Source organism: Plantactinospora sp. B24E8 (genome assembly GCF_039871735.1).
Classification (GTDB): domain Bacteria; phylum Actinomycetota; class Actinomycetes; order Mycobacteriales; family Micromonosporaceae; genus Plantactinospora.
In genome coordinates, this window is sequence record NZ_JBDPMH010000028.1 from 1 (window position 1) to 13,372 (window position 13,372).

12 protein-coding genes are annotated in these 13,372 nt (G+C 70.4%); 5 read left to right on the top strand and 7 right to left on the bottom strand.

Annotated features, from left to right (window positions below):
- The first annotated feature begins 290 nt into the window (after positions 1 to 290).
- From ABGB21_RS28100 to ABGB21_RS28110, 3 genes are read left to right on the top strand one after another with little or no spacing between them, the layout of a single operon-like run.
- The gene (locus tag ABGB21_RS28100; RefSeq protein WP_347680316.1) at positions 291 to 1,658 is read left to right on the top strand and encodes a YcaO-like family protein; all 1,368 of its coding nucleotides are present in this window, start codon (positions 291 to 293) and stop codon (positions 1,656 to 1,658) included.
- Complete coding sequence (locus tag ABGB21_RS28105; protein ID WP_347654864.1) at positions 1,659 to 2,303, top strand: TOMM precursor leader peptide-binding protein; 645 nt, start codon at positions 1,659 to 1,661, stop codon at positions 2,301 to 2,303.
- The gene (locus tag ABGB21_RS28110; RefSeq protein ID WP_347680318.1) at positions 2,303 to 4,417 is read left to right on the top strand and encodes a hypothetical protein; all 2,115 of its coding nucleotides are present in this window, start codon (positions 2,303 to 2,305) and stop codon (positions 4,415 to 4,417) included. Before ABGB21_RS28105 ends, ABGB21_RS28110 begins: the two co-directional genes overlap by 1 nt.
- 21 nt (positions 4,418 to 4,438) lie before the next feature.
- On the opposite strand, the gene ABGB21_RS28115 is transcribed toward ABGB21_RS28110, so the two are convergent.
- Entirely contained in the window at positions 4,439 to 4,780 is a 342-nt protein-coding gene (locus tag ABGB21_RS28115) for a hypothetical protein (protein ID WP_347680320.1), read from the bottom strand.
- Positions 4,781 to 4,899: 119 nt separating this feature from the next.
- Between ABGB21_RS28115 and ABGB21_RS28120 the strand changes: the two genes are divergently transcribed.
- Complete coding sequence (locus tag ABGB21_RS28120; RefSeq protein ID WP_347680322.1) at positions 4,900 to 5,862, top strand: ATP-dependent DNA ligase; 963 nt, start codon at positions 4,900 to 4,902, stop codon at positions 5,860 to 5,862.
- Positions 5,863 to 5,872: 10 nt separating this feature from the next.
- Here the strand turns inward: ABGB21_RS28120 and ABGB21_RS28125 are convergent, their stop codons facing one another.
- Positions 5,873 to 6,568, bottom strand: coding sequence for a methyltransferase domain-containing protein (locus ABGB21_RS28125; RefSeq protein WP_347680324.1), 696 nt, complete (start codon positions 6,566 to 6,568; stop codon positions 5,873 to 5,875).
- A 145-nt stretch (positions 6,569 to 6,713) separates the two neighbouring features.
- On the opposite strand from ABGB21_RS28125, the gene ABGB21_RS28130 reads away from it, so the two are divergent.
- Positions 6,714 to 7,580 carry a GNAT family N-acetyltransferase gene (locus ABGB21_RS28130; protein WP_347680326.1) on the top strand — a complete coding sequence of 289 codons (867 nt, stop codon included), beginning with the start codon at positions 6,714 to 6,716 and terminating at the stop codon, positions 7,578 to 7,580.
- Positions 7,581 to 7,694: 114 nt separating this feature from the next.
- Here the strand turns inward: ABGB21_RS28130 and ABGB21_RS28135 are convergent, their stop codons facing one another.
- From ABGB21_RS28135 to ABGB21_RS28155, 5 genes are all read right to left on the bottom strand, one after another.
- Positions 7,695 to 9,035: a PHB depolymerase family esterase gene (locus ABGB21_RS28135; RefSeq protein WP_347654859.1), complete on the bottom strand. Its 1,341-nt coding sequence runs from the start codon at positions 9,033 to 9,035 to the stop codon at positions 7,695 to 7,697.
- A 263-nt stretch (positions 9,036 to 9,298) separates the two neighbouring features.
- Positions 9,299 to 10,342 (bottom strand): LacI family DNA-binding transcriptional regulator, encoded by a 1,044-nt coding sequence (locus ABGB21_RS28140; protein ID WP_347654858.1) that lies wholly within the window; start codon positions 10,340 to 10,342, stop codon positions 9,299 to 9,301.
- A gap of 64 nt (positions 10,343 to 10,406) precedes the next feature.
- The gene (locus tag ABGB21_RS28145; RefSeq protein ID WP_347654857.1) at positions 10,407 to 11,471 is read right to left on the bottom strand and encodes an asparaginase; all 1,065 of its coding nucleotides are present in this window, start codon (positions 11,469 to 11,471) and stop codon (positions 10,407 to 10,409) included.
- Positions 11,472 to 11,608: 137 nt separating this feature from the next.
- A complete protein-coding gene (locus ABGB21_RS28150; RefSeq protein WP_347654856.1) occupies positions 11,609 to 12,472 on the bottom strand; it encodes a Clp protease N-terminal domain-containing protein in 864 nt (287 codons plus the stop codon).
- 69 nt (positions 12,473 to 12,541) lie between these two features.
- Positions 12,542 to 12,958 (bottom strand): hypothetical protein, encoded by a 417-nt coding sequence (locus ABGB21_RS28155; protein ID WP_347654855.1) that lies wholly within the window; start codon positions 12,956 to 12,958, stop codon positions 12,542 to 12,544.
- Positions 12,959 to 13,372: the final 414 nt, after the last annotated feature.

Sequence of the window (13,372 nt, forward strand, 5' to 3'; positions counted from 1 at the left end):
TCCGCGCCTCCAAGCCGGCAAGCCGCTCAAGCAGCTCCACGACGGATGGCGTTCCGGACACCCCACCATGATCCAGACCAGACGGCGCAGGTCAAACCAACCCGCCGACGAGCACCTGATCAGTCACGTCTCCGCCAGCAGTGGGCATCGACGACCGGGAGTCGGGGCAGAGCGCGTCCGGTGAGACCTTGCGACGCTCACCGACCAACTGATGTACTCCTCACACATCAGAGACGGTGAATCGCGCGGCTGTCCAGCCGACGTACGGGTCGCGGAGGGAGCAGTTGCGGGTGGATCGGGCGGGTGGCAGTTCCGGTCATCGACCCGACGAGTCACGGGTCGAGAACGTTCGATGGGATGGTGGCGAGGAAACACCGGCGGGGCTGCGACTCGACGACTTCGTGGGTTGGGCCGGTGTTCTCGGCGTGCACGGACCGGAGTACTGGGGGGGTTGGCGGCCGCCCAGGATCAGGGCGTACAACAGCCTCACCGGCGACGTCAACCAGGTACGCCGGTCGGGGTCGGGAAAGGTTGTCGCCGTCGGAAGCGGCCACGCCTGGGACGACCCGGCTCATGCGGCCCGGGTCGCAATCTGTGAAGGCTTGGAGCGGTATGCGGCCCTGATCTACGATACCGACGGATTCACTCGCGCACGAGCCACAGACCTGGGTTCTGACGCACTGGACCTGGACGAGTTGGCGACGTTCTCGGAGCAGGAGATAGCGGAGTCGGGCGGCTTCCTGGACAGGCCGAGCAAAGACGAGGTGATTCGATGGACCCGGGGCGTCGATCTGTGCGGTGGCGGCGAGGTCATGGTGCCCGCGGTGATGGCGTACGCCCTCACCGACAGGCTGCGGACAGAGCGGTTCTGGTTACCCTTCTCAACGGGCACCGCCATACACGAAACGTTGGAGAAGGCGCTGCTCGCCGCACTATGTGAAGTAATCGAGCGCGACGCGTGCTCCATTGTGTGGCTTCAGCAGATGCCGATTCCGGTCCTCGACGACGGATTCCTCGGCGACGAGGCGAGGGAAATCGTCGGCTGGTTCGACGAGCGCGGGGTTCAGACCTTCCTCTTCGACGCCACGACGGATGTCGGAATTCCCGTGGTGTGGTGTACGCAGTTCTCACCTCACGGTAGGCATACTGCTCAGACCACGGCCACCGCCTGCGATCTGAACCAGAAGAATGCGGCACTCAAGTCCATACTGGAGTGCTCGCGGTTTACTCCGGCCATTGAAGCGAGCGAGCCCGGTGACGCCCACGAGAGGTTTGCCGACATCAACTCCGGCGCGGCCTACACCGGAATGCGCGCCAGGCGACCCGCCTTCGACTTTCTCGTCAGCGGTTACCGCGACAGAAGAAGAGCGGAGCCACGCGGCGACAGCGACCTGGACCCACGGAGGGCGCTGAAACACGTGCTGGAGCGGCTGTCTGCCAGAGGTTGTTCGGTCTACGCCGTCGATATGACCACTCGAGAGGTCGCCGACGCCGGCCTCGCCTGCGTCAAGGTGATCGTCCCGCAGGCGCAACCGCTGTCCGTATGGCCACGTGCCCAGTACCGGGGCTCTACAAGGCTCTACGAACTCCCACGTTTCCTCAACCACGTCGTGCGGCCCGAGTCGGAGCTGAATCCCTATCCGCTTCCGGTGTCCTGAATGAATCCCACGCCATCGGAAGCGCCCGTCCAGCTCGTCTTCGACGGGAGCTTCGGCGCTCTGGTCGCCGCCGCTGTGGCGGAGACACTCGACACCGCGTACGAAACCCGCCTCGTGGCGCTGTCAGAATGCGCGGACAACCCGGGCGCGGTGATGGCGGCAGGGAGGACAACGGTCCTCGTCACTTCCCGCTTCGACTGGCGACAGGTGCACGCGTTCGACGCCGCCAGTCATCGCCTCAGCGTCCCGTGGTGCTTCGTGGGCTACGCCTATCCGTACGTGTTCGTCGGACCCCACGTCGTTCCGGACGACGGCCCCTGCTACCTGTGTCTACAGGTCCGCCTGAAGCAGCACGGGCGAACCGAGGTACCTCTGCGCGGTGTCGACGTGCCCGTGCGCGGAGACCATGTCGAAGGTATACCTCGACACCTGGCCTACACGGTGGCCGGCTTGCTCTCCGGATTACTGGAGCCCACCGGGCGTGGTCGCCCCCGGTCGGTGTACCTGCTCCACGTGAACGGGCTCAAGGTGCGGGCTGAGGCCCTGACGGCTGTCCATGACTGCCCACGGTGTACGCGCCCGGCCAGCGCTGGGCGTGGCAATGCGCAGCTGCTTCGGCTGTACCGAGACCTGTGGGAGAAATGATGACCATCCTGCGCCGCCTGGCGCTGAGCCCAGGTGTGTTCCTGAGAGAGGTGGATGACCATCTCGTTGCCGAGAAGCCCGGCCTGAGGGTCCGGATACGCGACAGGAGGGCGATCAGCATTCTGAAACACGCGTCGTCGGGCGAGGTGGCCGGCGAGGTCGTCATGGATTCGAGGCCCGACTCGGCTGATGACTCCGAGCTGCTGGACGTTGTCGAGTTGCTGACGGGTTCCGGGCTCCTCGAATCCGGAGACAGGGCCGCGCTGGAGAGGCGACCGGACCGGACGAACGACTATCTGGTGAGTCTGCGGGGCCGTTACGCGGCGGATCTCGTGGAAGGCGTTCGGCACAGGCTTGCGGAAGCCGACGTGGTGATCGTCGGCGACCCGTGGATGGGTGGGCAGATCGTCCGCGCGTTGGAGGGCTCCGGCGTCGGCAGGTCGCGCCTTCGGGGAGTGTCCACGCCACCGGTGGACGGCGAGGCCGCACCTCCCCGCCCATTGGATTTGATCGTGGACCTGACCTGGCCGACCGGCGGAACCACGGCGGGTGCCGCCGGTGGTGAGGTCGCGGTGCTGCCAGCCATCTGGAACGGCGAGGAGATTGTCGTAGGGCCGGTGCTGGAAGGCGGCGTCGGGCGTTGTCGTGGCTGCTGCGGTCCCCACTCCAACGGGCGTGACTGGGTCGACGCGCCACGAGCGGCCAGGTCCGTGGGAAGCGGTATCGTGTCTGCCGCTGTTCTCTCCTATCTGGGCGGTCTTCACCCATGTGAGATCCTGACGACTTCGGTTCGTTATGACCCGCGAACGGGGCAATCTGATCTGGCGCTCCCGAGAGGCGACATGACCTGTCCCGGGTGCGGGGTACCCACGAGGGATGGCGAGACGCCGCACGCCACCGCGCAACGTGCCTGGACCTACGAGAAAAGCGTCGAGATTCCGATGGGGCGCGTTGGTCGGGTGGAGCAGTGGCTGTCCGTCAGGAATCAGTCTATTTTCCGACGGAGGCACTTCAACATGCCACCGTTGCGGCACCTCGCGGAAGCGCACGGGGCGGAGATCCCCGGACAGCTGCTGTCGCTACTGGGTATGGCGCTGGAGGCTGACGTCACGACGAGTCATGGCAAGGTCAGCGAACTCCGGTACCGGAGATTGCCGACCGTGGAAGGAATAGGAACGGCCTCGGTCTACGCGCTTCCCCTGGAGCAGTGTGCCCTCCTCGGCGGCGGAGCTCATTATGATCCCTATGAGGGCGACCTCTTCCCTCTCCGGTGGCCGGTCGGCGACAGAAGTCAACCGACGACCGGCTTCAGCCTCTGCGTTACCGGAAACTTCACGGCGGCCGAAGTGACCTTCGGACGGTTCGGCCGACGTGTCGTGCTTCACGATGCGGGATTCCTGTTGGCCCAACTGCTACACAGCGGATCCCAGTTGGGGCTGCGACCAGCTGTCCCGTCCGACTGGTCGACAGCGTCCGCACGCTCCGTCCTCGATCTGGCTGCCGGCGAAGACGTGCTCGCGATCCTCGATTTCGATGCCGTGGTCGGCGACGAGGCTGGTTCGGCTCAGACGAGGAGACCGCCTGTCACCGGCCTGCCCTCGAACGCTCCGTCAACGTTCGAGTCCTGGTTCGGCACGGCGATGGCCACCGTTCGGCAGGTCGCACCGTCGGTCGTCGATGGTTTGGTCTTGTACTGCTGGGATGGCGATGAGGAGTTGAGCGAGGTTCGGGTCAAGGATGGGGCGTACGCCGGACGGACCCGCGTCCAACAGGATCCCGTACCCCGTGCCGCGCTCCGGGGCGCCCTGTCGGGAATCGTCCCGGGAGACCTCACATTCGTTCTGATCGGAGCCGACCTGCAGACGGAGGTCTGTCGACACGGAGCTACCGCCTATGCGTCTTTGATACAACGTGCCGCAGCCCTCGCCCACCTTCTGTCGTCAGCGGCCGACGAGATGGGGATCGCGGCCCGACTGCTGTTGAAAATACCGGCCCGCCTCTTGGAACAGTCAACCGCAGGCAAAAGCTCCCGGCACCGCATACTGTCCGCGCTGGTAACGGGGCGACCGGACGGCGCTCTGCCCGGATCCTCCAGGGTGTTGGTGGATCTGTGAAACCGTCCCCGACGGGCAGCCTCAGACGGAGCAGTCGGTGTAGCGGGCCGGCGGTACGCCCACGGCGGCGGTGAGGTCCCGCACCAGATGTGCCCGGTCGTAGTAGCCGAGGTCGGCGGCGAGTCCGACCCAGTCGACCGGCCCACCCTCGGTGGCGTACAACGCCGCCTCCGGCAGCCGGCAGCGCCGGACCACCCAGCCGGGCCCGAGGCCGACGACCCGTCCGGCGTCGGCGAGCACCCGCTCGAACCTGCGTCGGGGTGGCCCGTAGAGCCAGGCCCGACCGTTCTCGACGGTCAGGTACGCGGAGGCACTGGTACGGGTGAACTCGCCGGCCTGACCGGCCGGATCAGCGTCCGGCACGACGAGTCCGGCGCCCAGGTGACCCTCGTCCCCGGCTGAACCTGCGTCGTACCGTCCTTTCCACCGCCGCTACGCCGGGTCGGGTTGACCGGGCGGCCCTACCCCGGCAAGGTGACCTGATGGCGGCTGCGGACGAGGTACGCGACGGGGTTACGCTGACCAATCTCGACCAGCCGCTCTTCGACGGTGCCGAGGCGAGCAAACGTGAGCTGGTCGACTTTCTGGACGCCGTCCACGGGCAGCTGGTCGGGCAGCTGCGGGACCGGCCGCTGTCGGTGGTCCGGGTGCTCGGGGGTCAGGCACCGTTCATGCAGAAGAATGTGCCGAGGTACACCCCGGAGTGGGTGTCGACGGTGTCGCTCTGGGCGGAGACGTCCCGGCGCGAGGTGTCGTACGCGCTCTGCAACGACCGGCGTACGCTGCTGTGGTTCGCCAACCAGCGCGCGGTGGAGTACCACCCGGCCCTGGTCCGGGCCGACGCCCCGAGCCGGCCGACGCACCTGGTGCTCGATCTCGACCCGCCGGAGGGCGGCCGGTTCCCGCTGGTCGTCCGGGCCGCCGAACTCGTCCGCCGGGCGCTGGCCGAGGTCGGCCTGACCGGGGTGGTGAAGACCAGCGGGGCGAAGGGACTGCACATTTTCGTACCGGTGGATCCGGCGACGGCGATGGACGACGTGGCGGCGGCGACCCGGGCGCTCGCGGCCCGGGCGGAACGGCTCGACCCGGCGCTGGCGACCACCGCCTTCATCCGCGACGACCGGGGCGGGCGGGTCTTCCTCGATCCGACCCGGGTCGGCGGGGCGACCGTGGTGGCGGCCTACAGTCCACGGATCCGGCCCGGGGTGCCGGTGTCGTTCCCGGTGGACTGGGCGGACCTGGATTCCGTCACACCGGCCGACTTCACCCTGCGTACCGTGCCGGCGCTGCTCGACGGTGCCGACCCGTGGGTGGAGCGGATGCCCGGGCCGCAGCGGCTCGATGCCGACCTGGTCGCGGAGGGGCACACTATTCCGATCCCCCGGGTCCAGGCGATGCACGAGGGTCGGCGGCGGGCCCGGGCCCGCCGCGACGCGGCAGGTTGACCGGTCGACGTCAGCTCTCGATGTAGTACGAGTTGACCGCCGGTTGGCCGGTGTAGTTCGGTCCGGCCCGGTCGTCGGCACCGAGATACCGGTACGGGAGGGAGATCGTCGCCGGTCCGGTACGGCTGACCCGGCGACGACGCCGGTCGACGGTGAAGCCGGCGGCCCGGAGCAGCCGGGTCAGCCGGGCCCCGGCGGGCCGGCCGTCGGCCAGCCGTACCGCGTCGAGATCCAGGTCGACCACGAGCCGACCGTGTTCGGTGAGCCAACCGGCGGCCCGGGCCAGTACGCCCAGCTTGTCTCCGACGTAGTGCAGCCCGTGTACGCAGGTGATCAGGTCGAATCGTCGGTTCGGCGTCCAGTCGGCGACGGATGCGCAGACCAGTCGGGGTGGCAGCCCGGCAGTGCCGGGCGGGTCGAAGTGGTCGACGAGATCCACCCCGGCCAGCGTCACCGCACCCGTCCGGCCGAGCCGGTGCAGCCGGGCCGCGGCCCGGATCAGTGCCCGCCCGCTGCCGCAGCACAGGTCGAGCCAACCGACGCCGTCAGGCTTGTCGCCGGCACGGTCGAGAAGCCAGTCGAGCGGGTTGAAGCCGAGTTCGCGGGCGTAGCTGTTGACCCCGTCGAGTTGCCGCTCCCGGTTCATCGCCGAGTTCGCCACCACCGCCGACGATTCCAGGGTCGCGGTGTCCAGCAGGCGTCGCACCGGCCCAGCCTGCCAGGTCGCGTCTTGCGGACAGCCGCCCGGTCCGGCGTCGACGGGTCGACGGTGCCGGGCCGCCGGCGGCCCGGCAGGGCGTACCGGAGAACCGGGTTGCGGAACCGGCCCGACCCCGACGAAGGTTGTCCGGATGCGACGCGACGTTGCCGGGGCGGCGGATCTGCCGGCGCTGTACGGCTTCGCCCAACGGATCTGGTCACCGGGCGGCCGATGGCACGTCGGGGAGCTGGCGTGGAACCTGGGCCAGGTGCCGGACGGCCGACCGGAGTGGCCGATGGCGCTCTGGGAGGCGGACGGCTCGGTGCTGGCCTGGGGCTGGGTCGTCCGGCCGGAGGACGAACTGTCACTGCTTGTCGATCCGGCGCGTCCTGACCTGGTCGACGAGGTGCTGGACTGGGCCGGCACCGTCACGACCGGGCCGCTGACGGTCACCGTGCTCGACACCGAGCGGCATCTGGTCGCGGCGTTGCTCCGGCGTGGTCACACCGCCGACCACGGCGGGACCTTCCTGCTGGCCCACCGCCGGGACCTCGACGAACTGCCTCCGGTGCCGCGGCTGCCGGCCGGGCTGACGGTACGACCGGTACGCGGCGAAGCCGACCTGGTCCGCCGCACCGCCGTGCACCGCGAGGTCTGGCACCCCTCCCAGGTGACCGAGGAGCGTTTCCGGAACGTCAGCGCCGGTTGGCCGTACCGCGGTGAGTTCGACATGGTGGTCGAGGCCCCCGACGGTCGTTTTCTCGCCTACTGCCTGGGCTGGTATGACGAGGTCAACCGGGTCGGCGTGTTGGAGCCGGTCGGCACGCTCGCCGAGTTCCGGGGTCAGGGGCTGGCCCGGGCCACGATCGAGGCCGTGCTGCGAGCGTTCCGCGAGGCGGGTGCCCGTACCGCCCTGGTCAGTTCCCGTGGTGACGACGACTACCCGGTACCGAGGCAGGTCTACGCCGCCCTCGGTTTCACCCCGTACGCCCGGACGGTCCGATACCGCCGCCGGTGACCGGTGTCCTGGCCGGACGCGCCGTGGTGCCGGCGGCACCACCTCCACCGCCCCGCGCGGTGTCCGTGGCCGGTCGGCCCGGCGGCGCGGGGACGGCGCCGCCGGGAACCGGGATCAGCTCACCGTGCAGGTGGCTCCGTTGAGCGTGAAGGAGCCGGGTCGGCCGGTGTTGCCGGTGTGGGTGGCCTGGAAGCCGATGTTCACCGAGGAGTTCGGCGCGATGGTGCCGTTGTAGCTGGCGTTGCGTGCGGTCACCGCTCCGCTCGTCGGGCTGTACGAGGCGTTCCAGCCCGAGGTGATGGTCTGGCCCGACGGCAGGGTGAAGGCGAGGCTCCAGCCGTTGATCGCGCTGGTTCCCCGGTTCGCGATGGTCACCGAGGCGGTCAGGCCGGTGTTCCAGGCGTTGACGACGTAGCTGACCGCACAACCCGACGGCGGGTTCGTGGGCGGAGTGGTCGGCGGAGTGGTCGGGGGGTTCGTGGGCGGAGTGGTCGGCGGGTTGGTGGGTGGGGTGGTCGGCGGGTTCGTCGGCGGGTTCGTCTGGTCCAGGCCGAAGAACCGGATCGCCTCGGCCGCGTTGACCGGCAGGTTGTGCGACACACCCTGCATGCTGATCGCCTCGACCGGCGCCTGGGGCCCGCTGCCGCCGTACCGGGTGCGGGTGTAGCCGGACTGCGGCGTGTCGGTGTAGGTCGGCGTCTGGCTCAGGCCGTGGACGTTGGTCCACTGCTTGATCGCCTCGCCGAAGTTCGGGTAGCGCAGCGTCTCGTCGTTGGTGCCGTGCCAGAGCTGCATCCGGGGGTAGCGACCGGTGTAGCCGGGGTACGCGGAGCGGACCGCGTTACCCCACTCCTGGGCGCTGCGGATGATCTGACCGTTGGCGCACTGGCTGTTCCACTCCCCCGATCCGTTGGTGGCGAAGCAGCTGTGCGGCACGCCGGCGAAGGCGGCTCCGGCGGCGAAGACGTCCGGGTAGTTGCCGAGCAGGACGTTTGTCATCATCGCGCCGGAGGAGGTACCGGTGGCGAAGACCCGCGAGGTGTCGGTGCTGTAGCGCTGCTGGACGTACCGGACCATGGAGACGATGCCGACCGGGTCACTACCGCCGTCGCGGCGCAGCGCCTGTGGCGAGTAGACGTCGAAGCACTGGCTGCTCCGGGTGGCCGTGGGGTAGATGACGATGTAGCCGTACCGGTCCGCCAGGGAGGCGTACTGGGTGCCGGAGTAGAACGCCTGGCCGGTGCCGGTGCAGTAGTGGATGGCCACCAGGATCCCGGGTCGCGCCGCGAGCCGGTCCGGCACGTAGAGGTGCATCCGCAGGTTGCTGGGGTTGGTGCCGAAGTTGGTCACCTCGGTCAGGGTCGCCGCCGATGCCGGGGTGGCGACCACCAGGCCCAGGACCGCCATGGCCACCGCCACCCCGGCGGCGCCGATCGCTTGCAGGAGCCTTCTCATCCGTTCTGTTCCTTCCTCATGCCTGAGCCGCCGGCAACGGTCGACCACCGGGTCGAGCCGAGGGTCGCCGTGGGACGGGCGGCCGTCGGGGCAACGAGGCGGTCATCGGCCGACCATCAACCCGAAACATTTCGAAGTATGGATCGGAATGTTTCGGCGCACAATAGATAGACGTATCTGACTATGAGATTGGTCCGCGGTCCGGCTGACACCGTCCGACGAGGCGGCCGATCCGCACCCGGTCCGGCGACCGATCCAGCTGCTCAGCACCCGGACGGCGACGCGGTGCTCTCCCGTACCACCAACTCGGTGGCGAGTTCCACCCGGTGCTGCTCGAGCGGCCGACCCGCCGCCAACTCGATGATCATGCGGGCAGCGGTCGCCCCCATCCGCTCCAGCGGTTGGCGAACCGTGGTCATCGGCGGCCCGGACCACCGACTGAAGGAGAGGTCGTCGAAGCCGACCACACTCAACTCCTCCGGGATCCGGACGCCCTCCCGCCGGGCCGCCTCGTACACCCCGAGCGCCTGCAGGTCGTTCGCGGCGAAGATCGCCGTGGGCGGATCCGGCAGCCGCAGCAACGCCCGGCCGTCGGCCAGCCCGCCCTCGACGTACAGGGTGCTGATCCGGACCAGCTCCGGGTCGACCGGTACGTCGGCGGCGTCCATCGCGGCCCGGTAGCCGTCGAGCCGGGCCCGGCAGCAGGGCCACGCCGTCGGCCCGCTGAGCATCGCGATCCGCCGGTGGCCGAGGTCGAGCAGGTGCCGGGTGGCGGCCAGACCGCCGTTCCAGTTCGTCGCCCCGACCGACGGCGTCTGGTGCAGCGGCTCACCGGTCGGGTCGAGGACAACCAGCGGAATCGACCGGGTGGCCAACTGCGACTGCTGGGCGACGGTCAGTTCGGAGAAGACCGCGATCACGCCGGTCGGGCGACGGGTCAGCACCTGCTCGGTCCAGGCCCGTCCCGGCGTGAGCCGGCCCTGCATCTCGGTCAGCACAACGGCCAGGTCGTGCTCGCGGGCGACCTTCTCCACGCCCCGGATGATCTCCAACGCCCAGAGGCTGTCCAGCGCGTGGAAGACCAACTCCAGTACGGCGATGGAGCTGGCCCCGCCCGGACGCCGGTAGCCGTGCTCGCGCAGCACCGCCTCGACCCGTTCCCGGGTCTCCAGCGCCACCCCGGTCTGTCCGTTGAGGACCCGGGACACCGTCGGCGCGGAGACCCCGGCCAGCCGGGCGATCTTCGCGACCGTGAGCACCCGACCCCGCCCTTCCCCTGGAGCCTGCGGTGCCGTACCGGTCGTCACCGGAGCAGCCTACGCGACCGCCGTGGCCGGGCATCGACCCCGCGCGATGCCCGCCGCGTGATGCTCAGCCCGGCTGCCCACCCGCCGCAGGTCCGGTCGGCTCGATCCGGCCGAACCAGTCCCGGGCCGCCGCCACACCGCCGCCGAACCGGGTCGCCCCGCCGAGCGCGACCATCAGGGCGTACCGGGCCTTGGTGGCGGGCAGGCCCCGGGCGCCGATGGCTCCCAGCCGGCCGGCGAGCCCGGCCGGTGGCGGCAGCTCCGTCAGGTCGACCTCCCGGGTACGGCACACCGAGGCGACCACCACCGGGATGTCCCACTCCAGCAGGTCACCGATCGCGGCGAAGAGGCTGACCGGGATGTTGCCCGAACCGGTCCCCTCCAGTACGACACCCCGCGCGCCCGCGTCGACAACCGCGGTGAGCTGCTCGGCACCCATGCCCGGATACGTCCTGACCACCGCGACCCCGGTCTCCGGCTCGCCGTACCCGGCGGGTGGCCGGGGCGGCGGGCCGCCGAGCGCTTCCACCCGGAGGCCAGCCTGTTCGCCGCCGGCGTCGACCACCCGTCCGAGCAGCGGGTACGGCGCCGAGGAGAAGCCCCGTACCGTGGTGGCGTCGACCCGGCCGACCCAGCGCGCCGCGTGCAGTTCGTCGTCGAGGCAGGCCAGCACACCGGCTCCGCGCAGCGCCGGATCCACGGCCGCGGCGATCGCCCCGGCCAGGTTGCGCGGGCCGTCGGCGGAGAGCGCGTCACGCTGGCGTACCGCACTCGTGAAAACGATCGTCCCGCGCGACACCGCCGGCCCGGCCAGCAGGTCGCTGAGGTACGCGGTCTCCTCCAGGGTGTCCGCGCCGTGGCTGACCACCACCCCGTCGAAACCGTCGTCGACCAGCGCGGCCCGGGCCCGGCGGGCCAGGGCCAGCATGGTCGCGGTCGACATGTCCCAGCTCGGCTCGGCCGGTACGTCCTCGACGACCACCCGCGCCGCGCGCCACCACTGTGGTACGTCGGCGAGCAGCTGCGCGCCGGACGCGACCCCCTCCCGACCCACTCCCGTCGAGTACGCGATGGTGTCCCCGGTCGCCAGCAACAGCACCTGGCTCTCCACGTCCGGCTCCTCTCTCATCGGTATCCGATCTCCGGTCCGGCGCTACGGCCGTTCGGTCAACAACGGCAGCACGAGCAGCAGGAACAGCAGCAGCGCCGCAGGACCGGCCCGGACCGTCCGCCACCACACCCACCGGTCGGGTCGGGCGGGCACGGTCAGTCCTCGGTGGTCAGGCCGGCCCGCTGCTCGAGGCGTTCGAGGCGGGCCACGACGGGTTGGAGTTCCTGCCGGATCGCCGCAGTCAGCATGTTGGCGATTCGCGTCGGGTCGATGCCGACCCCCGTCGGCGGCACCGGGCCGACCCCGGCCGATGCCGCCGGACCGGTGGCCGGCGCCGCACCGCCGGCGGACCCCGGGCCGGCGCCCGGACCGGCGGCAGCGGCCGACTGTCCGGTCTGGGCCCGCAGGTGCACGTAACCGGCCAGGGCCGCGGCGACGGCCCGGCGGGTCAGCCGCAGTTCGGCGCCGAGCGAGCGGAGCACCTGCCCGGCGTTGCCCTCCGGTTCACCGACCAGGCCGAGCAGCAGATGCTCACAGCCGACGTAGTTGTGGCCGAACGCGGTCGCCTCGGTGACCGCGAGTTCCAGGGCGTTGGCCGCCGGGCTGGTGAAGTGCGGCGAGCTCCCCGGGTCGAGGCCCGGTTCCGGCGTCGACCGGCCGGCGAGGGCCTGCGCCACCCGCTCCGGCTCGATCTCCTCGACCCGCAGTACGTGCAACGCGAGGTTGCCGCCTTCGGCGAGCAGGCCGGCGAGCAGGTGGCCGGTGCCGACGCCGGGAACGTCGTCCGCCCGGGCCCGCTCGATCGCGAGTCTGACCGTCGTGCGGGCCCGTTCGGTGAACCGTGGCAGCCGCGCGGCCAGGTCGGCGTCGTCGAGGTCGACCAGCACGGTCTCCCGGATCGCGGAGACCCGGCGTACCGCCTGCTCCAGGGCGCGCTGGCAGACCGCCGAGACCGGTACGCCGGAGGCCTTCACCGCCTCCGCCAACTCGTCCGGCAGATACACGTTGATCTTCGGCATGGTCGTGCCTCCTCGCCGCGCCAGGCTGGGAGACCAGTATAACCCCTGTAGGGTTACACCGTCATCCCACTACATCAGATCCGCCTCGTCGTCCGGCACCGGCCCACCCGGCTCCCCCGTCCCGTACGGGTCGAGAATCTGGCGGACCCGGCGTCCCCAGCGCTCGTGCGCGGCCTGACGGCTCACCCCGGCGGCCCGGGCGATCAACTCCCAGGTGATCCCCCAGCGGCGCAGGCCGACCACACTGGCCAACGGGTCGACCCCGGCCGCCAGGAGGATCCGGAAGTGCAGCAACTGGCCGGCGACCTCCCGCTGCCGCCCCACCTCGCCGCCCTGCTCCGCCACCCACTCGGGGGTGCCGGGCAGCGGCCGGGGGCCGATCAGCAGCTCCGCCTGCCGGCTGGCCTCGTTCACGGCGGTGTTGACACACGCCTGCGCCGCGTCGGTCACGTCGAGGCGCAGCGCCGTCGCCACAAGTTCGTCCATTCCGTCAGGCTAGACCTGACAAGCTGCCCCGTCAAGGAACCCTTGACGACTGACTCGATCCGGCCGCCGGATCAGGGTCGCGGTCCGTCACCGGCCCGAGATATGATCTCCGCAAAGGCCGTCGGCCCCGCCGGGACATTGCCCTCTTCTACGGGGCGCCCGGGCAGCGGAGCCGCCGGCACGAGTCGACCGGAGAGACACGGATGGGCACGACAGGACGGCGAGCTAGCCACGCCGAGCTGGGGAACGAGGACAGCGTCCTCGCCTGACCCCCTCGGCCCGGCTCGGCGTACCCGCTTCCCCGGCCCCGTCAGCCGTGCGAACGTGCCCTGGACGGACACCGCGAGGACCCGTACCCCGGTCATCGACCGGACGGGCTCCGGTGCGCGTTCGCCACCGTCCGACAAGGACAGT

What these genes read in the sequence shown, in the direction of transcription:
- ABGB21_RS28105 (WP_347654864.1), top strand. Translation starts at nt 1,659, where the DNA reads ATGAATCCCACGCCATCGGAAGCGCCCGTCCAGCTCGTCTTCGACGGG.
- ABGB21_RS28110 (WP_347680318.1), top strand. Translation starts at nt 2,303, where the DNA reads ATGACCATCCTGCGCCGCCTGGCGCTGAGCCCAGGTGTGTTCCTGAGA.
- ABGB21_RS28120 (WP_347680322.1), top strand. Translation starts at nt 4,900, where the DNA reads ATGGCGGCTGCGGACGAGGTACGCGACGGGGTTACGCTGACCAATCTC.
- ABGB21_RS28130 (WP_347680326.1), top strand. Translation starts at nt 6,714, where the DNA reads ATGCGACGCGACGTTGCCGGGGCGGCGGATCTGCCGGCGCTGTACGGC.
- ABGB21_RS28135 (WP_347654859.1), bottom strand. Translation starts at nt 9,035, where the DNA reads ATGAGAAGGCTCCTGCAAGCGATCGGCGCCGCCGGGGTGGCGGTGGCC.
- ABGB21_RS28145 (WP_347654857.1), bottom strand. Translation starts at nt 11,471, where the DNA reads ATGAGAGAGGAGCCGGACGTGGAGAGCCAGGTGCTGTTGCTGGCGACC.
- ABGB21_RS28150 (WP_347654856.1), bottom strand. Translation starts at nt 12,472, where the DNA reads ATGCCGAAGATCAACGTGTATCTGCCGGACGAGTTGGCGGAGGCGGTG.
- ABGB21_RS28155 (WP_347654855.1), bottom strand. Translation starts at nt 12,958, where the DNA reads ATGGACGAACTTGTGGCGACGGCGCTGCGCCTCGACGTGACCGACGCG.